Origin of the sequence: Bacillus sp. JNUCC-22 (assembly GCF_018861275.1) — a bacterium.
GTDB lineage: Bacteria > Bacillota > Bacilli > Bacillales > Bacillaceae > Bacillus > Bacillus velezensis.
The window spans coordinates 113,185-137,855 of sequence record NZ_CP076408.1 but is presented as its reverse complement, the minus strand read 5'-3'; the positions used below and the strand labels follow the sequence as shown (position 1 = coordinate 137,855).

At 44.7% G+C, this 24,671-nt stretch carries 26 protein-coding genes and 2 other annotated features (1 of these 28 running past the window's edge); all 26 genes read right to left on the bottom strand.

From position 1 onward, the window contains the following. Positions 1 to 26: 26 nt before the first annotated feature. Positions 27 to 314: a 50S ribosomal protein L23 gene (gene rplW / locus JNUCC22_RS00740; protein ID WP_003156467.1), complete on the bottom strand. Its 288-nt coding sequence runs from the start codon at positions 312 to 314 to the stop codon at positions 27 to 29. Further along, complete coding sequence (gene rplD / locus JNUCC22_RS00735) at positions 314 to 937, bottom strand: 50S ribosomal protein L4 (protein WP_007615239.1); 624 nt, start codon at positions 935 to 937, stop codon at positions 314 to 316. Before rplD ends, rplW begins: the two co-directional genes overlap by 1 nt. A 27-nt stretch (positions 938 to 964) precedes the next feature. Continuing rightward, a complete protein-coding gene (gene rplC / locus JNUCC22_RS00730) occupies positions 965 to 1,594 on the bottom strand; it encodes a 50S ribosomal protein L3 (protein ID WP_007410402.1) in 630 nt (209 codons plus the stop codon). A gap of 39 nt (positions 1,595 to 1,633) precedes the next feature. Further along, entirely contained in the window at positions 1,634 to 1,942 is a 309-nt protein-coding gene (rpsJ, locus tag JNUCC22_RS00725; RefSeq protein ID WP_003156464.1) for a 30S ribosomal protein S10, read from the bottom strand. Positions 1,943 to 2,190: 248 nt separating this feature from the next. Further along, positions 2,191 to 3,156 (bottom strand): alpha/beta fold hydrolase, encoded by a 966-nt coding sequence (locus tag JNUCC22_RS00720; RefSeq protein WP_007615238.1) that lies wholly within the window; start codon positions 3,154 to 3,156, stop codon positions 2,191 to 2,193. A 103-nt stretch (positions 3,157 to 3,259) separates the two neighbouring features. Beyond that, on the bottom strand, positions 3,260 to 4,450 hold the full coding sequence (gene tuf / locus JNUCC22_RS00715) for an elongation factor Tu (RefSeq protein ID WP_007410400.1): 1,191 nt from the start codon (positions 4,448 to 4,450) through the stop codon (positions 3,260 to 3,262). A gap of 119 nt (positions 4,451 to 4,569) precedes the next feature. Continuing rightward, a complete protein-coding gene (fusA, locus tag JNUCC22_RS00710; RefSeq protein ID WP_007410399.1) occupies positions 4,570 to 6,648 on the bottom strand; it encodes an elongation factor G in 2,079 nt (692 codons plus the stop codon). A gap of 52 nt (positions 6,649 to 6,700) precedes the next feature. Next, positions 6,701 to 7,171: a 30S ribosomal protein S7 gene (rpsG, locus tag JNUCC22_RS00705; RefSeq protein ID WP_003156447.1), complete on the bottom strand. Its 471-nt coding sequence runs from the start codon at positions 7,169 to 7,171 to the stop codon at positions 6,701 to 6,703. Between the two features lie 39 nt (positions 7,172 to 7,210). Beyond that, a complete protein-coding gene (gene rpsL, locus JNUCC22_RS00700; RefSeq protein WP_003156445.1) occupies positions 7,211 to 7,627 on the bottom strand; it encodes a 30S ribosomal protein S12 in 417 nt (138 codons plus the stop codon). A gap of 115 nt (positions 7,628 to 7,742) precedes the next feature. Next, positions 7,743 to 7,991: a 50S ribosomal protein L7ae-like protein gene (locus tag JNUCC22_RS00695; protein WP_003156443.1), complete on the bottom strand. Its 249-nt coding sequence runs from the start codon at positions 7,989 to 7,991 to the stop codon at positions 7,743 to 7,745. Between the two features lie 168 nt (positions 7,992 to 8,159). Then, positions 8,160 to 11,759, bottom strand: a complete 3,600-nt coding sequence (rpoC, locus tag JNUCC22_RS00690; protein ID WP_007410398.1) for a DNA-directed RNA polymerase subunit beta' — start codon at positions 11,757 to 11,759, stop codon at positions 8,160 to 8,162. 62 nt (positions 11,760 to 11,821) lie between these two features. Beyond that, positions 11,822 to 15,403 carry a DNA-directed RNA polymerase subunit beta gene (rpoB, locus tag JNUCC22_RS00685; protein ID WP_003156440.1) on the bottom strand — a complete coding sequence of 1,194 codons (3,582 nt, stop codon included), beginning with the start codon at positions 15,401 to 15,403 and terminating at the stop codon, positions 11,822 to 11,824. 244 nt (positions 15,404 to 15,647) lie between these two features. After that, complete coding sequence (locus JNUCC22_RS00680; protein ID WP_029325705.1) at positions 15,648 to 16,253, bottom strand: class I SAM-dependent methyltransferase; 606 nt, start codon at positions 16,251 to 16,253, stop codon at positions 15,648 to 15,650. Positions 16,254 to 16,344: 91 nt separating this feature from the next. Continuing rightward, positions 16,345 to 16,716, bottom strand: coding sequence for a 50S ribosomal protein L7/L12 (rplL, locus tag JNUCC22_RS00675; RefSeq protein ID WP_003156436.1), 372 nt, complete (start codon positions 16,714 to 16,716; stop codon positions 16,345 to 16,347). A 41-nt stretch (positions 16,717 to 16,757) separates the two neighbouring features. Beyond that, positions 16,758 to 17,258, bottom strand: a complete 501-nt coding sequence (rplJ, locus tag JNUCC22_RS00670) for a 50S ribosomal protein L10 (protein ID WP_007410396.1) — start codon at positions 17,256 to 17,258, stop codon at positions 16,758 to 16,760. Between the two features lie 63 nt (positions 17,259 to 17,321). Then, positions 17,322 to 17,464: a sequence feature (ribosomal protein L10 leader region), on the bottom strand. A gap of 48 nt (positions 17,465 to 17,512) precedes the next feature. Then, positions 17,513 to 18,211 carry a 50S ribosomal protein L1 gene (rplA, locus tag JNUCC22_RS00665; protein ID WP_003156431.1) on the bottom strand — a complete coding sequence of 233 codons (699 nt, stop codon included), beginning with the start codon at positions 18,209 to 18,211 and terminating at the stop codon, positions 17,513 to 17,515. Between the two features lie 94 nt (positions 18,212 to 18,305). After that, entirely contained in the window at positions 18,306 to 18,731 is a 426-nt protein-coding gene (gene rplK, locus JNUCC22_RS00660) for a 50S ribosomal protein L11 (RefSeq protein WP_003156430.1), read from the bottom strand. Positions 18,732 to 18,898: 167 nt separating this feature from the next. After that, positions 18,899 to 19,432, bottom strand: a complete 534-nt coding sequence (nusG, locus tag JNUCC22_RS00655; protein ID WP_003156423.1) for a transcription termination/antitermination protein NusG — start codon at positions 19,430 to 19,432, stop codon at positions 18,899 to 18,901. A gap of 166 nt (positions 19,433 to 19,598) precedes the next feature. Further along, on the bottom strand, positions 19,599 to 19,778 hold the full coding sequence (secE, locus tag JNUCC22_RS00650) for a preprotein translocase subunit SecE (protein ID WP_003156422.1): 180 nt from the start codon (positions 19,776 to 19,778) through the stop codon (positions 19,599 to 19,601). Positions 19,779 to 19,810: 32 nt separating this feature from the next. Beyond that, positions 19,811 to 19,960 carry a 50S ribosomal protein L33 gene (rpmG, locus tag JNUCC22_RS00645; protein WP_003156421.1) on the bottom strand — a complete coding sequence of 50 codons (150 nt, stop codon included), beginning with the start codon at positions 19,958 to 19,960 and terminating at the stop codon, positions 19,811 to 19,813. Between the two features lie 85 nt (positions 19,961 to 20,045). Continuing rightward, positions 20,046 to 20,702, bottom strand: coding sequence for an RNA polymerase sporulation sigma factor SigH (gene sigH, locus JNUCC22_RS00640; RefSeq protein ID WP_003156415.1), 657 nt, complete (start codon positions 20,700 to 20,702; stop codon positions 20,046 to 20,048). A 62-nt stretch (positions 20,703 to 20,764) separates the two neighbouring features. After that, positions 20,765 to 21,277, bottom strand: a complete 513-nt coding sequence (rae1, locus tag JNUCC22_RS00635) for a ribosome-dependent mRNA decay endonuclease Rae1/YacP (protein ID WP_003156414.1) — start codon at positions 21,275 to 21,277, stop codon at positions 20,765 to 20,767. A gap of 6 nt (positions 21,278 to 21,283) precedes the next feature. Continuing rightward, the gene (gene rlmB / locus JNUCC22_RS00630; protein WP_003156413.1) at positions 21,284 to 22,033 is read right to left on the bottom strand and encodes a 23S rRNA (guanosine(2251)-2'-O)-methyltransferase RlmB; all 750 of its coding nucleotides are present in this window, start codon (positions 22,031 to 22,033) and stop codon (positions 21,284 to 21,286) included. After that, the gene (locus JNUCC22_RS00625; protein WP_003156412.1) at positions 22,017 to 22,448 is read right to left on the bottom strand and encodes a Mini-ribonuclease 3; all 432 of its coding nucleotides are present in this window, start codon (positions 22,446 to 22,448) and stop codon (positions 22,017 to 22,019) included. Before JNUCC22_RS00625 ends, rlmB begins: the two co-directional genes overlap by 17 nt. 4 nt (positions 22,449 to 22,452) lie before the next feature. Next, on the bottom strand, positions 22,453 to 23,853 hold the full coding sequence (gene cysS, locus JNUCC22_RS00620; RefSeq protein ID WP_039062471.1) for a cysteine--tRNA ligase: 1,401 nt from the start codon (positions 23,851 to 23,853) through the stop codon (positions 22,453 to 22,455). Beyond that, positions 23,850 to 24,503, bottom strand: coding sequence for a serine O-acetyltransferase (gene cysE / locus JNUCC22_RS00615; protein ID WP_007410393.1), 654 nt, complete (start codon positions 24,501 to 24,503; stop codon positions 23,850 to 23,852). Before cysE ends, cysS begins: the two co-directional genes overlap by 4 nt. 74 nt (positions 24,504 to 24,577) lie before the next feature. Continuing rightward, positions 24,578 to 24,671 (bottom strand) — a binding site (T-box leader); it runs 140 nt beyond the window's last position.

Here is a 24,671-nt window from a genome sequence, read left to right as displayed (position 1 = left end):
ATTTCCCTCCTTCTTTTTACAGATAATTAAGCTTCAAAAATTTCGATTTCTTTGCTGTCTGCAGTAAGTTTTACGATCGCTTTTCTGCGACGGCTAGTCATACCAGTGTAGCGGCCGACACGTTTTGATTTCCCTTTGTAGTTCATGATGTTGACTTTGTCAACTTTCACTCCAAAGATACTTTCAACTGCATCTTTCACTTCTGTTTTGTTAGCTCTTACATCAACTTCAAAAGTATATTTTTTTTCAGTCATTAAATCAGCAGAACGTTCAGTAATGACGGGGCGCTTAAGAACATCACGAGGATCTTTCATTATGCAAGCACCTCCTCTACTTTTTCAACCGCAGCTTTTGTAATCAGAAGCTTCTCGTGGTTGACAACGTCTAACACGTTGATTCCGTTAGCTTGAACAACTGTAACTCCAGGGATGTTGCGTGCAGAAAGAGATACTGCTTCGTTTGCATCCGCAGTTACGATTAAAGCTTTTTTCTCAACAGATAATCCTTTAAGGATAGCTGCCATTTCTTTTGTTTTAACCGTATCAAGAGTAAGATCTTCAAGAACAATAATGTTGTTGTCGTTCACTTTAGAAGACAATACTGATTTGATTGCCAAGCGGCGAACTTTTTTAGGTAATTTGTAAGAATAGCTGCGTGGTGTTGGGCCGAATACGACACCACCTCCGCGCCATTGCGGTGAACGGATTGAACCTTGACGGGCACGACCTGTACCTTTTTGACGCCATGGTTTGCGACCTCCGCCGCGTACTTCAGAACGATTTTTTACTTTGTGAGATCCTTGACGTAAGGAAGCTCTTTGCATAAGAATAGCGTCGAATACTACGCTCTCATTTGGCTCAATTCCAAATACAGACGCGTTTAATTCGATATCACCAGCAGTAGAACCGTTTTGGTTGTATAATGCTACTTTTGGCATGATCAATTTCCTCCTTTCCTAAGAGACTTATTTAGATTTAACAGCACTTTTAACAGTGATTAAAGTTTTTCTCGCACCAGGTACGTTACCTTTAATCAAAAGAAGATTGCGCTCAGCATCTACTTTTACGATTTCAAGGTTTTGGACAGTGATTTGATCTCCGCCCATGCGTCCAGGTAATAGTTTACCTTTGAATACACGGTTAGGATCTACAGGTCCCATTGAACCAGGACGACGGTGGTAGCGTGACCCGTGAGACATAGGTCCGCGAGATTGTCCGTGACGCTTGATTGCACCTTGGAAACCTTTACCTTTAGATACTCCTGTTACATCTACGATTTCTCCTGCAGAGAAAATTTCAACCTTGACTTCCTGACCAATTTCATACGCATCCATATCCACGCCGCGTAATTCTTTAACGAAGCGCTTAGGAGCAGTTTCCGCTTTTGCAACGTGTCCTTTTTCCGGTTTGTTTGAAAGCTTTTCACGCTTATCGTCAAAACCAAGCTGGATCGCTTCATAGCCATCGTTTTCAGCTGTTTTCTTTTGAAGAACAACGTTTGGAGCTGCTTCAATAACAGTTACCGGGATAAGATCACCGTTCTCTGCGAATACTTGCGTCATACCAATTTTTCTTCCTAAGATTCCTTTGGTCATTCGTCACACCTCCTATTAAGATCATTCTATATTTTAGAATTAAAGTTTGATTTCGATATCGACACCAGATGGTAAGTCTAATCGCATGAGAGCATCAACAGTTTGTGGTGTTGGGTTCACAATGTCGATTAAACGTTTATGTGTACGCATTTCAAATTGCTCACGAGAATCTTTGTATTTGTGCACCGCACGAAGGATTGTGTAAACTGATTTTTCAGTTGGCAACGGAATCGGACCAGATACGCTGGCACCAGAACGTTTTGCCGTTTCAACAATCTTCTCTGCAGATTGATCAAGGATTCTATGATCATATGCTTTTAAACGAATACGAATTTTTTGTTTTGCCATTATTTTCCCTCCTTTTCGCCTACATCACGTTAGACAGTTCTCCGTGAGAAAAACCTGATCACCTTGCCATGGCAAAGCGGCCGGGTGTGTCAGCAACCTCTCACTTCATCGCAGTCAAAGACCAACATACACTATTATACAGAAAATAGACGCATGTTGCAAGGTTTATTTAAAGAACCTTGTGGTTTTCACACTTTGATTATTATACAGGTGATACCATGATTAATCAAGGATATGCCTGTTTTCTTTCAGAGATGGAACGATGCGAACCGGCTGACAACTTCGGCAAAGCGATCCGGCTCTTCCAAGTGAGGCGAATGGGCTGAGTTCTCAAACCAATGCCATTCTTTATACGGCGCATCAACCTTCTGATAATATTCATAAGACGTCGTCCCCGGGACCGTCAAATCGTATCTCCCTGACATAAAACAGCACGGTATTATAATAGAAGAAACTGATTCCCCGGCATCAAAGAAAATGAGATCCTCCCACAGGTGTTTCAGGCTGAACATTTGTCCCCGCGCGGCTAAGAAGCTCCCTCTCACACCGTACGGTTCACCAAACAGCATTCGCCCCCCTGCTTTAAGAGCACCGATCGGATGATGGGTAAAGCCCCCTCCCCTCATCTCGATACAAAGCAGAAATAACGATCGCTGCAACTGTTTCTCCCATGGAGGCGCTCCGATAAAGCGCAGCGTCTTTTCCAGCAGGAAATGTTTGCGTTGCCTGCTCCATTCCATCATCAGCCGGTAAGCTTCCATTTCTTCCTTTTGAATATTAACCACCTGACTGATACCGATATACGCATAATACAAATCAGGTCTCTCTTGAAGAACATCAAGCGCCAGAACTGACCCCCACGAATAGCCGGCGATATATATTTTTTGCCTGCTGAATTGCTTGCATAAGCGTTCGGTCAAATGAATGGTATCGGCTGTCAGCTGATCCAAAGTCATAGATGAACCCGGAATTTCCTTTGAATAAGAGAGACCCGCCCCTCTCTGATCCCAGTTCACAACGGTGAAATGCTTTTCCAGCTTATTCTGGTATTTTCTCGCATAGCCGATTTGAGGCGTGCCGGGACCGCCGTGCAAAAACAAAAGCAGCGGATTACTCCTGTCATCACCATTAATCATAACGGTTTGTTCACTGCCATTAATCAGCAATTGCTGAAGCATTGAAATACGATTGGTTTTCTTGAAGTTATCGTCCATCGGTCTGCTCCTAAAATTTGTATACGTTCTATTATACATGGAATCAGCGGGGAAACAAAAAAACGAGGCCCCATAAGGGACCCCGCATTAATGAACGAGTCGATTACTCAGTGATTGTAGAAACAACGCCTGAACCAACTGTACGTCCGCCTTCACGAATAGAGAAACGAGTTCCTTCTTCGATAGCGATTGTAGAGATAAGTTCAACGATCATTTCAGTGTTATCTCCAGGCATAACCATTTCTACGCCTTCTGGAAGATTGATGATACCAGTTACGTCAGTTGTACGGAAGTAGAACTGAGGACGGTAGTTAGAGAAGAATGGAGTATGACGTCCACCCTCTTCTTTAGAAAGAACGTAAACTTCAGCTTTGAATTTGCTGTGTGGAGTGATTGTACCTGGTTTAGCAAGTACTTGTCCACGTTGGATATCTTCACGAGCTACACCGCGAAGAAGTGCACCGATGTTGTCTCCAGCTTCAGCGTAGTCAAGAAGCTTACGGAACATTTCAACACCTGTAACAGTTGTTTTGCTGTTTTCTTCTTGAAGACCGATGATTTCAACTTCGTCACCGACTTTAACTTGTCCGCGTTCTACACGGCCAGTAGCAACTGTACCACGACCAGTGATTGAGAATACGTCCTCAACTGGCATCATGAATGGTTTGTCAGTGTCGCGTTCTGGAGTTGGGATGTACTCATCAACTGCAGCCATAAGTTCAAGAATTTTTTCTTCGTACTCAGCGTCACCTTCAAGAGCTTTAAGAGCAGAACCTTTAACAACTGGTACATCATCACCAGGGAAGTCGTATTCGCTAAGAAGATCGCGAACTTCCATTTCAACAAGCTCAAGAAGCTCTTCGTCGTCTACCATGTCGCATTTGTTAAGGAATACTACGATGTATGGTACACCAACGTTTTTAGAAAGAAGGATGTGCTCACGAGTTTGTGGCATTGGGCCATCAGCAGCAGATACTACAAGGATAGCTCCGTCCATTTGCGCAGCACCAGTGATCATGTTTTTAACATAGTCAGCGTGTCCTGGGCAGTCAACGTGTGCATAGTGACGAGTGTCAGTTTCGTACTCAACGTGTGCAGTAGAGATTGTGATACCGCGCTCACGTTCTTCTGGAGCACCATCAATTTGATCGTACGCCATAGCTGTACCTTTACCAGATTTCTTATGAAGTACTGTTGAGATAGCAGCAGTTAATGTTGTTTTACCATGGTCAACGTGTCCAATTGTACCGATATTGGCATGTGATTTGGAACGGTCGAATTTTTCTTTAGCCATTCTAAAATCCTCCTTAAGAGCTTTTAATTAGTAATGTATAGAGTGATAGAAAGTGAAAGCAAGCTCTCACTTCCTCATCTTACAATAGTAGTTATACTTGAGTTAAGTGGCAAAATCAATTATTCGCCTTTATTTTTTTTGATAATTTCTTCAGCGATGCTCTTCGGCACTTCTTCGTAGTGATCCATGAACATTGTGAACGTACCGCGTCCTTGCGTGTTAGAACGAAGGGCAGTAGCGTAACCGAACATTTCAGCAAGAGGTACCATCGCACGCACAACTTGAGCGTTACCGCGAGCTTCCATACCTTCTACGCGTCCGCGACGAGAAGTAACATCACCCATGATGTCTCCCATGTATTCTTCAGGAATAACAACTTCAACTTTCATGATTGGTTCAAGAAGAACTGGGTTACATTTGCTGACTGCATTTTTCAATGCCATAGAAGCAGCGACTTTAAACGCCATTTCGTTTGAGTCAACATCATGGTAAGATCCATCAAAAAGTTTCGCCTTGATGTCGATTAGCGGGAATCCGGCTAGGACACCATTTTCAAGAGAGTCTTCAAGACCTGCTTGTACGGCTGGGATGTATTCACGAGGAACAACACCACCGACGATTGCGTTTTCGAATTCAAAGCCAGCGCCTTCTTCGTTCGGTTCAAATTCGATCCAAACGTGACCGAACTGACCGCGTCCGCCTGATTGACGTACGAATTTACCTTCAACTTTTGCACCGGTACGGAATGTCTCACGGTACGCAACTTGAGGAGCACCAACGTTAGCTTCAACTTTGAACTCACGCTTCATACGATCAACAATGATATCAAGGTGAAGCTCACCCATACCAGAGATGATTGTTTGACCCGTTTCAGGGTTTGTTTGTGTACGGAATGTAGGATCTTCTTCAGCAAGTTTCGCTAAAGCGATACCCATTTTATCTTGGTCAGCTTTTGATTTAGGCTCAATCGCTACGTCGATAACAGGCTCTGGGAATTCCATTGATTCAAGGATTACAAGATCCTTCTCATCACATAGAGTATCTCCAGTAGAAGTATCTTTTAGACCTACAGCAGCTGCGATGTCTCCAGCGTAAACAGTAGAGATCTCTTCACGGCTGTTAGCGTGCATTTGAAGGATACGTCCTACGCGCTCACGCTTGCCTTTTGTAGAGTTCTTTACATATGAACCGGAATCAAGTGTACCGGAATATACGCGGAAGAATGTCAGCTTACCGACATAAGGGTCAGTCATAACTTTAAATGCAAGTGCAGAGAATGGCTCTTCATCAGAAGAATGACGAACGATCTCTTCATCTGTATCAGGACGTACACCTTTGATTGCAGCAACATCAGTTGGCGCAGGAAGGTAGTCAAGAACAGCATCAAGTACAAGCTGAACACCTTTGTTTTTGAAAGCAGAACCAACAAGTACAGGGTAGAATTCAACATTCAGTGTACCTTTACGGATAGCAGCTTTCAGTTCAGGGATAGTGATTTCTTCACCTTCAAGGTACTTTTCCATAAGCTCTTCATCAAGCTCAGCTACAGCTTCAATCAGGCTGCTGCGAAGCTCTTCAGCTTGTTCTTTGTACTCTTCAGGGATTTCTTTCGCATCTGAACGAGTTCCAAGGTCATCTTCGTAGAAATACGCAACGTTTTCTACTAAGTCGATGATACCTTCGAAGTTGTCTTCAGCGCCGATCGGCAATTGAATTGCGTGAGCGTTAGCTTGAAGACGGTCTCTTAAAGTGCCTACAGAGTAAAGGAAGTCTGCGCCGATTTTGTCCATTTTGTTGACAAATACAACACGCGGTACTCCGTAAGTTGTTGCTTGGCGCCATACTGTTTCTGTCTGAGGCTCAACACCTGATTGAGCATCAAGTACGGCAACCGCACCATCAAGTACACGGAGTGAACGTTCAACTTCAACTGTGAAGTCTACGTGTCCCGGTGTATCGATGATGTTTACACGGTAACCTTTCCACTGTGCAGTCGTTGCTGCAGAAGTGATTGTGATACCGCGTTCTTGTTCCTGCTCCATCCAGTCCATTTGCGAAGCACCTTCGTGAGTTTCGCCAATTTTGTGGATACGGCCTGTGTAGAACAAGATCCGTTCTGTAGTAGTCGTTTTACCGGCATCGATGTGAGCCATGATCCCGATATTACGAGTTTTTTCTAAGGAGAACTCTCTTGCCATTGGGTAATTTCTCCTTCCTTATTAGGGAATTATTATTTTGATTATATGAATCCTACCAGCGGTAGTGTGCAAATGCTTTGTTCGCTTCTGCCATCTTGTGAGTGTCTTCACGTTTCTTAACGGCAGCACCAGTGTTGTTAGCTGCATCAAGAATTTCGTTAGCCAGGCGCTCTTCCATTGTTTTTTCTCCGCGAAGACGCGCATAGTTAACCAACCAGCGAAGACCAAGAGTTGTACGGCGTTCAGGACGAACTTCTACAGGCACTTGGTAGTTAGCTCCACCTACACGGCGTGCTTTTACTTCAAGTACAGGCATGATGTTTTTCAATGCTTGTTCGAAAACCTCCATTGCATCATTGCCAGTGCGTTCTTTAATGATATCGAATGACTTGTATAGGATTGTTTGAGATTTACCTTTTTTACCGTCGATCATCATTTTGTTGATCAGGCGGGATACCAGCTTAGAGTTGTAAAGCGGATCAGGTAAAACATCTCTTTTTGCTACAGGACCTTTACGTGGCATCTGAATATCCTCCCTTCATAGTTTTAATGATTTATTTGATTACTTTGCTTTAGGACGTTTCGTACCGTATTTAGAACGGCCTTGCGCACGGTTTTCAACTCCGGCAGTATCAAGCGCGCCACGAACGATGTGGTAGCGTACCCCCGGTAAGTCTTTTACACGTCCGCCGCGGATCAGTACAACGCTGTGCTCTTGCAGGTTGTGACCGATACCAGGAATGTAGGCAGTAACCTCGATTCCGTTAGTCAAACGAACACGAGCATATTTACGAAGTGCTGAGTTCGGTTTTTTCGGTGTCATTGTACCCACACGAGTACATACCCCGCGTTTTTGTGGAGAAGATACGTTAGTGTGCTCTTTTTTAAAGCTGTTGTATCCTTTGTTTAGTGCAGGTGACTTAGAGTTTTCAACTTTACTCACGCGTCCCTTGCGAATTAGCTGATTAATTGTAGGCATGTTGTGTTCCTCCCTTCATTACGTTTTATAACCCACATACCCAGGTGGTTCATCATTAGGCAAAAAACAATGTCTTTACACAAGAATGATATCTTATATAAAAACAAAAAGTACGCTATAACATAATGGCAACAGCTGCTGCTCCCACTTCAATTCCGCAGGCTTTGCCGAGCTTTTTCATGGAATCCACCATACAGACAGCGGTATTTTGGTTCTTTGCAAGCTGGATAACGCCAGCCGTAAGAACTGAATCCGCGTCTTTTGCCACGACGACTTCCTTCACTGAACCTCGTTTTAGAGCTTTCACTGTTTGCTTCGTACCAATAATAATTGATTTGGCCTGTGATACTTTATCATAAGACATAAACATATCCTCCAAAGTAACAGGTTTTATTTCGAGCACCTTGGTTATATTATCACTCTGCGGGACGGATGTCAACAACGTATGACATTTTTTAGTGCAGTCCCCCGCCAGAATAATTGTAATACTGAGGAAAAGCTGTCGAAACAGCCTTTCCTGCAGCAGTTTCTATTATTCAGCCGGAACCATATCTTCCGAAGGCTGAACGTTTGAAACAGGTTTTACTTTTCTGTAATTCATCATACCGGTACCGGCCGGAACCAGTTTACCGATGATAACATTCTCTTTCAAGCCGAGAAGTTCATCGCGCTTGCCTTTAATCGCAGCATCTGTAAGAACACGTGTTGTTTCTTGGAATGATGCGGCAGACAAGAATGAATCCGTCTCGAGTGAAGCTTTTGTGATACCGAGAAGGACAGGGCGGCCTGTAGCAGGTCGATTGCCTTCAAGCAGCACTTTTTTGTTCGCTTCTGTGAATTGGTGAATATCAAGCAATGTGCCAGGGAGAACATCAGTATCTCCGGCATCGATCACACGGACTTTGCGAAGCATCTGGCGAACCATTACTTCTACGTGTTTATCGCCGATTTCAACCCCCTGCATACGGTAAACCTTCTGAACCTCATGCAGAAGATATTCCTGAACCGTTGTCAGGTCAGTGACTTTAAGAAGTTCTTTCGGATCGATAGAACCTTCTGTCAGCACTTGACCGCGGGTAATCTGATCACCCTCAGCCACTTTCAGGCGTGAGTTGTAAGGTGCCGTGTATGAACGTGTCTCAACAGCGCCCTGAACAACAATCTCCTGCTGTTTGTCGCGGACTTCATTGATTTCGGCAATTGTACCGTCAATCTCAGAAATCGTCGCTTGGCCTTTCGGATTACGCGCTTCGAAAAGCTCTTGGATACGCGGAAGACCTTGTGTGATATCGTCTCCGGCAACCCCGCCTGTGTGGAACGTACGCATTGTTAACTGTGTTCCAGGCTCACCGATAGATTGAGCGGCGATAATACCTACTGCTTCGCCGACTTCAACATCAGTTCCGGTTGCAAGGTTACGTCCGTAGCATCGTTTACATACACCATGAGGAGTGTTACATGTGAACGCGGAACGGATCCACACTTCTTCGATTCCGGCTTCAACGATTTCCAGCGCTTTATCTTCATCGATCAATTCATTTTCGTTAATGAGCACAGCACCCGTTTCAGGATGTTTGATCTGTTTTCTGGCGAAACGTCCGATCAGACGCTCTTCCAGACGCTCGATGATTTCCGTGCCTTCTTTGAGCGGTTTTGCAAGAATACCGCGGTCTGTTCCGCAATCTGTTTCACGAATGATAACATCCTGCGCAACATCAACAAGACGGCGTGTAAGGTAACCTGAGTCAGCTGTTTTCAGGGCGGTATCGGCAAGACCTTTACGCGCACCGTGAGTGGAGATAAAGTACTCCAATACTGTCAGACCTTCACGGAAACTTGATTTAATCGGCAATTCAATGATTCGTCCAGCCGGGTTGGCCATCAGACCGCGCATACCCGCAAGCTGTGTAAAGTTAGATGCGTTACCACGGGCTCCTGAGTCACTCATCATGTAGATCGGGTTGACTTCGTCTAATGATTTCATCAGTTTGCCTTGGATAACATCTTTCGCTGAACTCCAAATTGAAATGACTCTTTCATAACGTTCTTCTTCGGTGATTAAACCGCGTCTGAACTGTTTCAGGACATTATCAACTTTGCTTTGTGCTTCTTCAAGGATTTCCTGTTTATCATCGAGAACGACGATATCAGATACCCCTACTGTGATGCCGGCTTTCGTTGAATATCTGAAACCGAGGTTTTTCATGCGGTCAAGCATTTTAGACGTTTCCGTGATATGGAATCGTTTAAAGATTTCCGCGATGATTTTACCGAGAATGCCTTTTTTAAACGGTGCGTTGATCGGCTGCTCAGCAATCACAGCTTTTACGTCAGCACCTTTATCTAAGAAGAAACGGTCAGGTGTCTTCTCTTCAATGTTGCTCTTCGTTGGTTCATTCATGTAAGGGAATGATTCCGGAAGAATTTCATTGAAGACGAGCTTACCGACAGTTGTAATTAACAATTTTGAACGCTGTTCTTCAGTAAATGTCACATTCTTAAGGGAGTTCGCTGCAACAGCTACTCTCGTATGAAGGTGAACATAACCGTTTTGATAAGCAAGAAGCGCTTCGTCCGTATTTTTGAAAACCATACCCTCGCCGACTGCTCCTGCGCGCTCAAGCGTCAGGTAGTAGTTTCCTAATACCATATCCTGAGACGGCGTAACAACCGGTTTACCATCTTTAGGGTTCAAGATGTTTTGGGCCGCAAGCATCAGAATGCGCGCCTCAGCTTGAGCCTCAGCTGATAAAGGTACGTGAACCGCCATTTGGTCACCGTCAAAGTCAGCGTTATAAGCTGTACATACTAACGGGTGAAGACGGATGGCGCGTCCTTCAACAAGCGTCGGTTCGAAAGCCTGGATACCTAATCTGTGAAGAGTAGGGGCACGGTTCAGTAAGACCGGATGCTCCTTAATGACAGATTCAAGTACATCCCATACTTCAGGCTGCACGCGTTCGATTTTGCGTTTTGCGCTCTTGATATTGTGAGCAAGGCCTTTTTCAACAAGCTCTTTCATGACGAAAGGCTTGAAGAGCTCAAGCGCCATTTCCTTCGGCAAACCGCACTGATACATTTTCAGATGCGGACCTACGACGATAACGGAACGTCCTGAGTAGTCTACACGTTTACCGAGAAGGTTCTGACGGAAACGCCCTTGTTTCCCTTTCAGCATGTGAGAAAGAGATTTAAGCGGACGGTTACCCGGTCCGGTAACCGGACGGCCGCGGCGTCCGTTGTCAATCAGAGCATCGACTGCTTCCTGAAGCATACGTTTTTCGTTCTGAACGATGATGCTTGGCGCGCCGAGGTCTAACAGACGTTTTAAACGGTTATTACGGTTGATGACACGACGGTAAAGGTCGTTCAGGTCAGACGTTGCGAAACGTCCGCCGTCAAGCTGAACCATCGGTCTTAATTCAGGCGGAATAACCGGAAGCACGTCGAGGATCATCCAAGACGGCTTGTTTCCTGAATTACGGAAGGCTTCAAGCACTTCAAGGCGTTTGATCGCACGTGTACGGCGCTGTCCCTGAGAAGTCTTCAGCTCTTCTTTTAACATATCAACTTCTTTGACAAGGTCGATGTCCTGCAGAAGTTTATTAATGGCTTCCGCACCCATAGAGGCTTGGAATTTGTTTCCGTACTTATCCAGATACGCACGGTATTCCTTTTCAGATAAAAGCTGTTTCTTTTCGAGCGGTGTATTGGCCGGGTCAGTTACGACGTAAGAAGCAAAGTAAATAACTTCTTCCAGCGCACGCGGTGACATATCCAATACAAGACCCATACGGCTCGGAATACCTTTGAAATACCAAATGTGAGAAACCGGGGCAGCCAGTTCAATATGCCCCATTCTCTCACGACGGACTTTAGCCCGCGTTACTTCAACTCCGCAACGGTCACAAACTACGCCTTTATAACGAACCCGCTTGTACTTGCCGCAATGACATTCCCAGTCCTTAGTCGGTCCGAAAATGCGTTCGCAGAACAGGCCGTCCTTTTCAGGTTTCAATGTACGATAGTTTATCGTTTCAGGCTTTTTCACTTCACCAAAAGACCATGAACGGATTTTATCCGGTGAAGCAAGACCGATGTTCATATACTCAAAATTGTTCACATCTAGCAAGGGGCCTACCTCCCTTTTTATCTTCGGATTAACCGATGTCACTTGCCTTTATCAATCAGAGACTATTCTTTCGTTACTGCGTCACGTTCAACGTCTGGAGATGCTGTTTCTTCCGGCGCTTCATCACCTGATAATGCAAGGCCGTCAGCTTGTTTCGCATCTTCCTCGTCTTCTAGATCTCTCATTTCTATTTCTTCTTCATCGCCTGAAAGGATTTTCACGTCCATACCTAAGCTTTGAAGCTCTTTGATCAATACTTTGAATGATTCCGGAACACCAGGCTCTGGAACATTGTCGCCTTTGACGATGGCTTCATATGTTTTCACACGTCCGACCACGTCATCGGACTTCACAGTCAGGATTTCTTGAAGCGTGTAAGCTGCGCCGTAAGCTTCAAGCGCCCAAACCTCCATCTCACCGAAACGCTGTCCGCCGAATTGGGCTTTACCGCCGAGAGGCTGCTGCGTAACAAGTGAGTAAGGACCTGTAGAACGGGCATGAAGTTTATCATCAACCATGTGCGCCAGTTTGATCATGTACATGATTCCGACAGATACACGGTTGTCAAACGGTTCTCCCGTACGGCCGTCATAAAGAACTGTTTTAGCGTCTCTTGACATGCCTGCTTCTTCAAGTGTTTCCCACACATCTTCTTCACGCGCGCCGTCAAATACAGGTGACGCGATGTGAATGCCGAGATAGCGGGCAGCCATACCCATGTGAAGTTCTAATACCTGACCGATATTCATACGTGATGGTACACCCAGCGGGTTAAGCATGATATCGATCGGCGTGCCGTCAGGAAGGTAAGGCATATCTTCTTCAGGAAGAATCTTCGAGATAACCCCTTTGTTTCCGTGACGTCCGGCCATTTTATCACCTTCAGAAATCTTACGTTTCTGAACGATATATACGCGTACAAGCTGGTTCACTCCCGGAGGAAGTTCGTCGCCGTCTTCACGGTTGAAGACTTTTACGTCGTGGATAATTCCGCCGCCGCCGTGAGGCACACGGAGAGAAGTATCACGGACTTCACGCGCTTTTTCTCCAAAGATCGCATGCAGAAGGCGTTCTTCAGCCGTAAGCTCAGTTACACCTTTAGGCGTTACTTTACCTACGAGAAGGTCTCCGTCGTTGACTTCCGCACCGATACGGATAATTCCACGGTCATCAAGATTGCGAAGCGCGTCTTCCCCTACGTTTGGAATATCGCGGGTGATCTCTTCAGGCCCAAGCTTTGTATCACGTGCTTCTGATTCATATTCTTCAATGTGAATAGATGTGTATACATCATCTTTCACAAGGCGTTCACTCATGATGATGGCATCCTCATAGTTGTAACCATCCCATGTCATGAAGCCGACCATTACGTTGCGGCCGAGAGCAAGTTCACCAAGCTCCATTGAAGGTCCGTCAGCAAGGATTTCTCCTTTGACTACTTCATCGCCGACACTGACGATCGGACGCTGGTTGTAGCACGTACCTTGGTTGGAGCGGACAAATTTCAGCAAGCTGTACTTATCCAGGTTGCCTTTTACTTTTTGGCCGTCAATTTCTTCATAGCGGCGCACCCATACGTTTTTCGCTTCCACCCGTTCAACGATACCAGGGTGTTTACAAATAACGGCTGCACCGGAGTCTTTACCGGATACGTATTCCATACCCGTTCCGACGATCGGAGCTTCCGGCTGCATCAAAGGCACAGCCTGACGCTGCATGTTCGCTCCCATGAGGGCGCGGTTCGAGTCATCGTTTTCCAAGAACGGAATACATGCTGTCGCAGCAGATACAACCTGTTTAGGAGATACGTCCATGTAATCCACGCGGTTGCGGGCTACAACGGTGTTTTCCCCTCTGAAACGCGCTACGATGCTGTCATCCAAGAAAGAACCGTCATCGCTCAGCTTGGCATTCGCTTGGGCTACGACATAGTTATCTTCTTCATCAGCAGTCAGGTAGTCGATTCTAGGCGTTACTTTTCCTGTTTCAGGATCAACGCGGCGGTATGGCGTCTCAATGAAACCAAAGCGGTTTACTTTCGCAAATGATGACAATGAGTTGATCAAACCAATGTTCGGGCCCTCAGGCGTTTCAATCGGACACATACGGCCATAGTGAGAGTAGTGAACGTCACGTACTTCCATACCTGCGCGCTCACGTGTCAAACCGCCCGGTCCGAGAGCTGACAGACGGCGTTTGTGCGTCAATTCAGCAAGCGGGTTCGTCTGATCCATGAATTGAGAAAGCTGTGAGCTTCCGAAGAACTCTTTAATAGACGCAATAACAGGTCTGATGTTAATCAGTTGCTGCGGCGTAATTGTATTCGTGTCTTGAATAGACATTCTTTCACGTACGACACGTTCCATCCGGCTTAAACCGATACGGAATTGGTTTTGCAGGAGCTCACCTACAGAACGCAGACGGCGGTTTCCGAGATGGTCGATATCATCAGTGTCGCCCACTCCGTGCAGGAGGTTGAAGAAGTAGCTGATAGAAGAAATAATATCAGCAGGCGTAATGTTTTTAATCGCTTCTTCGATGTAAGCATTGCCGATCACATTGATCGTCTGCTCTCCTTCTGCATCGGTAGGAGCATAGATTTTAATGGATTGAAGCATCACTTCATCCTCGACAACGCCGCCATTAGGATAAAGTTTTCTGAAGCCGATTCCATTTTCTAAGTATGGCAGTACTTTATCAAGTGTTCTTCTGTCAAGAATCTGCCCTTTTTCAGCGAGAATTTCACCGGTTTCCGGATCCACCAGTGTTTCTGCAAGGCGCTGGTTAAACAGGCGGTTCTTGATATGAAGCTTTTTATTAATTTTATAGCGTCCTACATTCGCAAGGTCGTATCGCTTCGGATCGAAGAAACGGGAATCCAGCAAGCTTTTTGCGTTTTCTACTGTAGGCGGCTCTCCGGGACGAAGGCGCTCATAGATTTCAAGAAGCGCTTTGTCACTGTTTTCAGTGTTGTCCTTATCCAGTGTATTGCGGAGATATTCGTTCTCACCAATGAGATCGAGAATCTCTTGGTCGGAACCGAAGCCGAGAGCACGCAAAAGAACCGTAACCGGCAACTTACGTGTGCGATCAATGCGGACATACACAACATCTTTCGCATCAGTTTCGTATTCTAACCATGCGCCACGGTTTGGAATGACAGTCGCGGTAAAACCTTTTTTACCGTTTTTGTCTACTTTACCACTGAAATATACACTTGGAGACCGAACAAGCTGAGATACGATAACACGTTCTGCACCGTTGATGATAAAAGTACCGGTATCTGTCATAATAGGGAAATCACCCATGAAGACATCCTGGTCTTTTACCTCTCCAGTTTCTTTGTTAATTAAACGAACCTTCACTCTCAGCGGAGCTGAGTAAGTCACATCACGTTCTTTTGACTCTTCAACGGGATACTTAGGATCTCCTAAACTGTAGTCAATGAACTCTAGAGAGAGGTTACCAGTGAAATCCTCAATTGGTGATATGTCTTGAAACATCTCTCTAAGACCCTCATCAAGAAACCACTGATAAGAAGAGGTTTGAATTTCAATGAGATTTGGTAATTCTAACACTTCGCTAATGCGAGCATAGCTTCTGCGCTGGCGGTGTCGTCCATACTGAACTAGTTGACCTGTCAACTGATTCACCCCTCAAATCATGCGTATTATATGTGTAATAAGCATCTCTTACGATAAAGAAATACTTTTACAAGACAAAAGAAAAAAGGGTTTCTAATTAAGAAAACCACATCCAAAAACAAATACCGATTTTATTAGCATTTCCATGTTTGTATAATTTATACATGCACTATGATTATTTCAGCATATCATGCAAAATATATACATTGGCATTTTACAATATTAACATAGCTGAAAATTCAAGTCAAACTTTTTTTGCTTTTATGATATAATAGCCTTTCTTTTTTTGAACCACAGAAACTTCGTCAAAAAGCTCCTTCAGTTTTTCAATGGCAGAAGGCCCGCCCTGTTTTTTCTGTATAACGATCCACAATTCACCTGAAGCCCTTAAATGCTCAGCGCTTTTTTCAAAAATGGCATGGACAACTTTTTTTCCGGCGCGGATTGGGGGGTTTGTAAAAATAGAAGCAAATGTTTGAGCAGAATCAATATTTGAAAATAAATCACTCTGATAAATCCGAACGTTTTTTATTCCGTTTTTTTCTGCATTTTCATTTGACAGCTCTACGGCTCTTTCATTCACGTCAATCATGTGCACGGTCCGGTCTGTAAATGCACCGGCGAGCGACAGACCGATCGGGCCGTAACCGCAGCCTGCATCCAGGAAGTCACCGTCGATCTCCGGCTCTTCAAACGCTTCAATTAAGACACGCGAACCGAAATCAACTTCCTTTTTCGAGAAAACGCCGCTGTCACTTGTGAATGTATAAGATCTGTTCCGCAGTGTAAATGACCATGTCTGTTTATCGCTTTTAACTGAAGGTTTTTCTGAATAATAGTGTTCACTCATTATTAGAACCTCCTTTTTTAATGGCACTTAAAGAAAAGCAAAGAAAAAGCCCGCCTCATAAAAGCGAGCTTCCCCTACAGGCAAGTGAAGATTACTTAACTTCTACAGAAGCGCCAACTTCTTCAAGTTTAGCTTTAAGCTCTTCAGCTTCTTCTTTCGCAATACCTTCTTTAAGTGGTTTTGGAGTGTTGTCAACAAGTTCTTTAGCTTCTTTCAAGCCAAGACCAGTGATTTCACGAACAACTTTGATAACTTTGATTTTCTGAGAACCTGCACCAGCAAGGATAAGGTCGAATTCGCTTTGCTCTTCAGCAGCGCCGCCAGCAGCAGCTCCGCCAGCTACAGCTACAGGAGCAGCAGCAGTTACGCCAAATTCTTCTTCGATTGCTTTTACTAGGTCGTTCAATTCAAGTACAGTTGCTTCTTTAACGGAAGCAATGATTTCTTCGATATTTAAAGCCATTTGAAATTCCTCCATTTGTTTTATTTTAGGGTAAAATCAGATTAAGCGCCTTGTTCTTCCTTTTGGTCTGCAACTGCTTTAGCTGCAAGTGCAAGGTTGCGAACTGGAGCTTGAAGTACGCTAAGCAACATAGAAAGTAAGCCATCGCGTGAAGGAAGTTCAGCAAGAGCTTTCACTTCTTCAACAGAAGATACTTTTCCTTCGATAACGCCCGCTTTGATTTCCAGAGCTTCGTGATTTTTCGCGAACTCGTTAAGAACTTTTGCCGGAGCGATAACATCTTCAGTACTGAATGCGATCGCATTCGGTCCAGTTAAGACATCATTCAAACCATCAAGTTCAGCTTGTTCAACCGCACGGCGAGTCATTGTGTTTTTGTACACTTTGAACTCTACGTTAGCTTCGCGAAGCTGTTTACGGAGTTCAGTTACTTCAGAAACGTTAAGTCCGCGGTAGTCAACGATGATCGTTGATTTGCTTTCTTTCAGTTTAGAAGCAATCTCTTCAACAACAACTTTTTTTGTATCAATTGCGCTGCTCATGGTTACACCTCCTGTAGATTTTGTGTAACACTTATACCGCTAGGTGATCACGACTGTGACGACGATTTCATATAAAAAGCCTCCATGTGGACATGGAGGCTGTATATACAAGCATACGTAACGTAATAGCTGTGATATATATACACCTCGGCAGGATATTAAGCCTTAACGGCCCCTGCTGTCTACGGTATAAATGACATATTATATTTTACAACATTTTGAATCATATCAGAATGCTGATCTAAAGTCAAATATTATTTTACGTTGAAAGTAGAAGCGTCTACTTTGACACCAGGGCCCATAGTAGAAGTAACGGCAACGTTTTTCACGTAAACACCTTTAGCCGCAGCCGGTTTTGCTTTCAGGATTGTATCATACATTGTTGTGAAGTTCTCAACAAGTTTTTCATCCTCGAAAGAAACTTTTCCGATCGGAACATGGATGTTACCAGCTTTGTCAACGCGGTATTCTACTTTACCAGCTTTGATTTCGCCGATTGCTTTTTCTACTTCGAATGTAACAGTTCCTGTTTTAGGGTTTGGCATAAGACCTTTTGGTCCAAGCACACGGCCGATTTTACCGACTTCACCCATCATGTCAGGAGTCGCAACGATTACATCGAATTCGAACCAGCCTTGCTGGATTTTCGCGATGTAATCAGAATCGCCGACGTAGTCTGCACCGGCAGCTTCAGCTTCTTTTGCTTTTTCGCCCTTAGCGAATACAAGCACGCGCTGAGTTTTACCAGTTCCGTTAGGAAGTACAACTGCACCGCGGATTTGCTGATCGTTTTTACGAGGGTCAACCCCTAAACGAAAAGCAACTTCAACTGTAGCGTCGAATTTAGCTGTGTTTGTTTTTTTAGTAAGCGCCACTGCTTCAGCGACGTCGTAAGCTTTCGCACGGTCTACAAGCTTCGCAGCTTCAACGTACTTTTTACCTTTTTTAGCCATTTTAAAATTTCCTCCTTATGTGGTTATAGCGGAATAACCTCCCACGAATAAGGGTTGCGAACTTGTGAAAACTCGCAACCCGACAAGAAACAAATTAATCCTCGATAACGATACCCATACTGCGGGCAGTACCTTCAACCATGCGCATTGCCGCTTCAACGTCTGCTGCGTTTAAGTCAGGCATTTTCGTTTCAGCGATTTCGCGAACCTTATCGCGCTTAACGGTTGCCACTTTATTACGGTTTGGTTCACCAGAACCAGACTCAATTCCAGCTGCTTTTTTAAGCAATACTGCAGCAGGCGGAGTTTTTGTAATAAATGTAAATGAACGGTCTTCGTAAACCGAAATTTCAACAGGAATGATTAAACCAGCTTGGTCAGCTGTACGAGCGTTAAACTCCTTACAGAATCCCATGATATTTACACCGGCTTGACCTAGTGCAGGTCCAACTGGCGGCGCTGGGTTAGCTTTTCCAGCAGGAATTTGCAATTTTACAACTTTTACTACTTTTTTAGCCACGAGACACACCTCCTTAAGTCCGTGATGTGGTAATAGGGTAAACCCTCCCACTCAAGGTTTCATTCTTTATATGAATGACGAAATATCAAGCTAGCTGCCTTGGATTAGTCCAAGACGTACCTTTGCTATATTATCATTAATATATAGCAATTTCAAGTTTTTTCACATTACAATTTGTCGATCTGGGTAAATTCCAGTTCAACCGGCGTTTCACGGCCGAACATGTTAACGAATACTTTCACTTTGCTCTTATCATAATCAATCTCTTCAATTGATCCTGTAAAGTTGGCGAAAGGTCCGTCTATGACTTTGACTGTCTCATTCAATTCAAAATCAATGTCGGTTTTCCGCTCATCCATGCCCATGCGTTTTAAGATGGTTTCCGCTTCGCCAGGAAGAAGCGGAGTCGGCTTTGAGCCTGAACCGGCTGATCCGACGAATCCGGTAACGCCCGGCGTGTTGCGGACCACATACCAGGAATCATCAGTCATGACGATTTCAACAAGCACATAACCCGGGAACACTTTCTTTTTGACTACTTTTTTCTTGCCGTTCTTAATATCAGTCTCTTCTTCTTCAGGGACGACAACGCGGAAAATTTTATCCTGCATTCCCATTGATTCCACACGTTTTTCAAGGTTTGCTTTTACTTTGTTTTCATAACCGGAATACGTATGAACAACATACCAATTCTTTTCCATTCTATCAGGACTCTGCAGTCCTTCCCTCCCCGCATTTAAAAATGAAGTGTAAAACAAAAAATAGGCTCAGGGCCTATGAATCCTTTTTCAACAACACAATAAAAAACCCGCTGAACGGGTTTTGGCAAACGATATTATGATCTATTATAGCACGTATTGCTGATCATTATTCAACTATTAAACGAATTAATTGAGAAATTCCTGTATCAAGGAGGGCAAAAAAGATAACAAAAAAGATAACCGTTGAAATCACCGTGATCGTATAGCGCGTTAACTCTTTGCCTTTAGGCCAGCTAACCTTTTTCATTTCTTTCCCAACATCTTTAAAGAAACTCATCATGCGCATGTAAAAGACCTCCACAATTTAAAAAGCGAACACTATTTTGTTTCTAAATGAGCTGTATGTGAATTGCAAGTGCTGCAGTACTTCTTAACTTCTAACCGCTCAGCCGCTGATGCAGAGCTTTTCATTGTCGTATAATTACGATTTCCGCATGTTTTGCATGCCAGCGTAATCTTTTTTCTCATGTCGTTACACCTTTTCCTAAACATTCATTTATCTTAATAAAATAGCACAGTCAGAAAAATTCTGTCAATATGACACAGAAACCTGCTACAGGCTGATCTCTCTTATTTCTAAATACTTTTCAAGCTTGCGCTTCACGCGCTGCAGGGCATTATCGATTGATTTTACGTGTCGGTTTAAGTCATCTGAAATCTCTTGGTAACTTCTTCCGTCCAAGTACAAAACAAGCACCTTTCTCTCCAGATCGCTCAGCAGTTCTCCCATTTTCATTTCGATATCATCAAATTCTTCCTGATTAATAATCATCTCTTCAGGATTTAACGTTTTAGCGCCTGAAATGACATCAAGCAGTGTTCTGTCAGATTCTTCATCAAAAATAGGTTTGTCTAAAGAAACATAGGAATTTAAAGGAATGTGTTTCTGACGGGTAGCTGTCTTTATTGCGGTAATAATCTGGCGGGTAATGCATAATTCTGCAAAAGCTTTAAATGAAGTAAGCTTGTCCTCTCTAAAGTCTCGGATAGACTTATATAAGCCTATCATCCCTTCCTGTACAATATCTTCTCTGTCGGCCCCTATTAAAAAATAAGACCTTGCTTTCGCCCGTACAAAATTACGGTACTTCGTAATCAAGTAATCTAACGCATCACTATCCCCAACATGAACCTTTTCAATGACCTGCTCGTCCTCCAACTGGCAAAATTGCACTTTGTTGAACTTTCCCTTGCTGTTCTGTAGATTCACTGCGATCCCCCCGGCGCACGTAGATAGAAATATTATACATTAATGGGCGAAAAAGCGTCAACCTAATCCAGACCGCCTCGGCGCCACTTTTCAAACGTTTTCAAAACCTCTTCGGACAGCTCGATTTTACCCGGTGGTTTTTCAGAAGTGATCTTTGAAACCCGCCTTTGAATCCGGCGCTCTATCGTATCCACTTCCCTCAGCAGCTCCCGGGCGGATTTACGGAGAGCCCCTTGTCCGAAAATCGCCCACTGCTCCGTATAGTCGGAGGTTGCGACATGAATCTGTGTCGCAATATTATTCAGCGCCTGGGCAAGCTTCTCGATCCGCTCATCCGCCGTCTCATTCTCCCGTGTGAAAATCACTTCGACTCTGTGATTCGTTTGTTTTTTCTCTATGCCTTTTACCAGGTGTGCGTCAAACACCACAATGACTCTGATTCCCGTGTAGGACTGATATTCCGCCATCTTCTGGATCAGTACATCTCTCGCTTCTTCAAAACTGTTCGCTTTTAAATCCTTTAGCTGCGGCCAAGCTCCAATCATGTTGTATCCGTCTACTAACAGGATGTCCATCTGTCTTCATTCCCCTAAAGGATTGCGCTTCCGGTAGACTTCATACATGAGAAGGCCGGCCGCTACCGACGCATTCAAAGACGTGACTTTTCCGGCCATCGGAAGCTTAATGAGAAAATCACATTTCTCTTTCACAAGCCGGCCCATTCCTCTGCCTTCGCTTCCGATAACGAGCGCCAAAGGCATCTTGCCGTCCATAGAGCGGTAGTCTTCCCGGGCGGATGCATCCGTTCCGACGACCCAAATCCCCCGCTCCTTCATTTCATCAAGTGTCCGGGCAAGGTTGGTCACCTTCACGACGGGAATGTGTTCAATCGCACCGGTCGAAGCTTTTGCGACTGTCGAAGTCAGTCCGACCGCTCTGCGTTTCGGAATCACGATGCCGTGTGCACCGACAGCGTCAGCCGTTCTCATGATGGAACCGAGATTATGAGGGTCTTCCAGCTCGTCCAGTATGAGAAAGAAAGGCTGTTCGTTTCTCTCTTCCGCTCTTTTATATAATTCGTCTAATTGTGCATATTCATATGCCGCCACCTGGGCGACAACACCCTGATGCTGCCCCTCCACCATCTGATCGAGTTTTTTCCTCGGTACAAATTGAATGGTGACGCCGCGCTTTTTAGCAAGCTCCATAACTTGCTGCGCCTGTCCTTTTACTGTGTTTTCCGCCATCCATAACTTATACAGCTTGCGATCTGACTTTAACGTCTCAATCACCGCGTTTTTTCCTATGACGTAATCATGTTGCTGACTCATTTGTTTTCCTCCCTGACGTCCCGACTTGTATAGCCTCAGCAATCAGCTGATTCAGTCTTTCTTCTCTTTTCTCAAGAAAAAGGTATCCGAGTAAAGCCTCAAAAGCTGTACTATGGCGGTACGTCTGTACATCTGTGTTTTTAGGCGTCGTCCCTGATTTCGCGTTTCTGCCTCTTCTCAGCACGGCTTCCTCTTCCTCCGTGAAAAAGGATTCGTCCTGAAGGCGGAACAATATGTCTGCCTGTGATTTTGCCGATACAATCCGGCTCGCCTTCTTATGAAGGTCATTCGGTTTCGTAAAGCCCTGCTTAAGCAGGTGATGCCGGACGTATATTTCAAAAATGGCATCACCCATATAAGCAAGCGCAAGACCGTTTAACTGCTTTGAATCTTTGATTTGTTCAAATTGAAGCATCCGCTTACTCTCCCCGCTTCCAGCGAGTTCCCTGGGCCGTATCTTCAAGAATGATATTCATGCTTTTCAGCTGATCGCGAATCTGGTCTGACAAAGCAAAATCGCGATTGCGGCGGGCTTCATTTCTCTTCTCAATCAACTCTTCAATCTCTTCGTCGACAAGCTCTTCTTCGCCGAGCGTAAGTCCGAGAACAGACCCGATTCTGTCAAACATGCTGATAAAGGCTTTAATGACGTGATCCGCCGTATTGTCTTCCTGCATGTAGTAATTAGCGAGCTTCGCCAGATCAAACCAAACGGAAATCGCATTCGCCGTATTAAAATCATCATCCATTGCTTCTTCAAACGCAGTGCGGTGCTCTTCGATTTTAGCAAGCCATTCCTCATCATTGTCAGTCAGATTCGTGCTGCTAATCAAACGATGGTTTAAATTACTGTAGGCCGTCTTCAGGCGGTTAAACGCGTTTTTTGTTTTCTCAAGAAGCTCTTCCGAATAGTTGATCGGGTGGCGGTAATGAACGGACAGCATGAAAAATCTCAAAAGCTGCGGGTCATATTGCTTAATGATATCGTGCACCAAAACAAAGTTGCCGAGCGATTTTGACATTTTCTCATTATCGATATTGATATATCCGTTGTGAAGCCAGTATTTTGCGAATGTCTTGCCTGTTAATGCTTCAGATTGGGCGATTTCGTTTTCATGGTGCGGGAATGTCAGGTCCTGACCGCCGGCATGAATATCGATTTCGTCACCCAAATACTTTTTCACCATTGCGGAGCATTCAATATGCCAGCCCGGGCGGCCTTTTCCCCAAGGGCTATCCCATGAAATTTCTCCGTACTTAGCAGCTTTCCAAAGAGCAAAGTCCAGCGCATCCTCTTTCTTCTCGCCGACACGGATACGCGCGCCTGATCTGAGTTCATCAATTGATTGCTGAGATAGCTTGCCGTACCCTTCGAAGGCCCTTGTTTTGAAATAGACGTCGCCTTCTGATTCATAAGCGTAGCCTTTTTTAATCAGTTCGCTGACAAATTCAATAATGGCACCCATGTTTTCCATGACCCGGGGGTGAAGATCCGCTTTCCGGCATCCGAGGGCGCCCACATCTTCAAAATACGCTTTAATGAACCGTTCAGAAACGGTCGGGACGTCCTCACCGAGCTCGTTGGCCGCCTTAATCAGTTTGTCGTCAACATCGGTGAAATTCGATACGTATTGAACATCGTATCCTTTATACTCTAAATAGTTGCGTACTGTATCATACACAATCGCCGGACGGGCGTTGCCGATATGAATATAGTTGTATACAGTCGGTCCGCACACGTACATTTTTACTTTGCCTTCCTCAAGAGGAACGAATGTTTCTTTTTTCCGTGTCAATGTATTATAAAGTGTAATGGTCATTTTTGGTTGATCCTTTCTTTTTTATCTTCCAGTTCAGCCTGCAGTTCAAAAATCTGCTGCTCCAATGCTCTTAACCTGTCAGCAACCGGATCGGGCAAGTCTTGGTGATTGAGATCGCGTTTGATTTTTCTTCCGTTCTGAATGACGACTTTCCCCGGTATGCCGACAACGGTTGAAAAGTCGGGAACATCACGAAGCACAACGGAGCCGGCCCCTACTTTAGAACCCTGCCCGACCGTAATAGAGCCGAGCACCTTCGCTCCGGTTGCAATTAAAGCATCATCTTTTATGGTCGGATGCCGCTTCCCCTTTTCTTTTCCCGTTCCCCCGAGAGTGACACCTTGGAATACCGTCACGTTATTGCCGATTTCACATGTTTCCCCTATGACGACCCCCATACCGTGGTCAATGAAAAACCTTCTCCCGATGGTCGCGCCGGGATGGATTTCAATTCCGGTAAAGAAACGGGCAATCTGTGATATCAGGCGCGCCAGGAAGAAAAATCTCCGTTTATATAAAGCATGTGCAATCCGATGCGCCCATATAGCATGTAAACCAGAATAAGTTAAAACAACTTCGAAATAGCTTCTTGCTGCCGGATCTTGATCGAACACTGTATCTATGTCTTCTTTTAGCATTTTAAAAAACACATGCTTCCCCCCATTCTCTCCCCGCTCCAGTCTGTTTTTCCGCCTATAAAAAAAGCGTCTCTGCATGTAAACATGACAGAGACGCTTTTACCGCGCGGTTCCACTCTGTTTGAAAAACAAGTCACTGTTTTCCCAACTTAAAAGCCGGTAACGGCGGCGGCCGCCTTT

Coding starts and splice junctions, on each gene's coding strand:
- rpmG (WP_003156421.1), bottom strand. CDS start 19,960: ATGAGAAAAAAGATTACGCTGGCATGCAAAACATGCGGAAATCGTAAT.
- JNUCC22_RS00680 (WP_029325705.1), bottom strand. CDS start 16,253: ATGAGTGAACACTATTATTCAGAAAAACCTTCAGTTAAAAGCGATAAA.
- rplW (WP_003156467.1), bottom strand. CDS start 314: ATGAAAGATCCTCGTGATGTTCTTAAGCGCCCCGTCATTACTGAACGT.
- rplA (WP_003156431.1), bottom strand. CDS start 18,211: ATGGCTAAAAAAGGTAAAAAGTACGTTGAAGCTGCGAAGCTTGTAGAC.
- rae1 (WP_003156414.1), bottom strand. CDS start 21,277: ATGGACATCCTGTTAGTAGACGGATACAACATGATTGGAGCTTGGCCG.
- secE (WP_003156422.1), bottom strand. CDS start 19,778: ATGCGCATGATGAGTTTCTTTAAAGATGTTGGGAAAGAAATGAAAAAG.
- JNUCC22_RS00695 (WP_003156443.1), bottom strand. CDS start 7,991: ATGTCTTATGATAAAGTATCACAGGCCAAATCAATTATTATTGGTACG.
- tuf (WP_007410400.1), bottom strand. CDS start 4,450: ATGGCTAAAGAAAAATTCGACCGTTCCAAATCACATGCCAATATCGGT.
- rplD (WP_007615239.1), bottom strand. CDS start 937: ATGCCAAAAGTAGCATTATACAACCAAAACGGTTCTACTGCTGGTGAT.
- nusG (WP_003156423.1), bottom strand. CDS start 19,432: ATGGAAAAGAATTGGTATGTTGTTCATACGTATTCCGGTTATGAAAAC.
- JNUCC22_RS00720 (WP_007615238.1), bottom strand. CDS start 3,156: ATGGACGATAACTTCAAGAAAACCAATCGTATTTCAATGCTTCAGCAA.
- JNUCC22_RS00625 (WP_003156412.1), bottom strand. CDS start 22,448: ATGCTTCAATTTGAACAAATCAAAGATTCAAAGCAGTTAAACGGTCTT.
- rpsL (WP_003156445.1), bottom strand. CDS start 7,627: ATGCCTACAATTAATCAGCTAATTCGCAAGGGACGCGTGAGTAAAGTT.
- rpsG (WP_003156447.1), bottom strand. CDS start 7,171: ATGCCACGTAAAGGTCCTGTAGCAAAAAGAGATGTTTTACCTGATCCG.
- fusA (WP_007410399.1), bottom strand. CDS start 6,648: ATGGCAAGAGAGTTCTCCTTAGAAAAAACTCGTAATATCGGGATCATG.
- rpsJ (WP_003156464.1), bottom strand. CDS start 1,942: ATGGCAAAACAAAAAATTCGTATTCGTTTAAAAGCATATGATCATAGA.
- cysS (WP_039062471.1), bottom strand. CDS start 23,853: ATGACCATTACACTTTATAATACATTGACACGGAAAAAAGAAACATTC.
- rlmB (WP_003156413.1), bottom strand. CDS start 22,033: ATGAGTCAGCAACATGATTACGTCATAGGAAAAAACGCGGTGATTGAG.
- rplC (WP_007410402.1), bottom strand. CDS start 1,594: ATGACCAAAGGAATCTTAGGAAGAAAAATTGGTATGACGCAAGTATTC.
- rplL (WP_003156436.1), bottom strand. CDS start 16,716: ATGGCTTTAAATATCGAAGAAATCATTGCTTCCGTTAAAGAAGCAACT.
- rplJ (WP_007410396.1), bottom strand. CDS start 17,258: ATGAGCAGCGCAATTGATACAAAAAAAGTTGTTGTTGAAGAGATTGCT.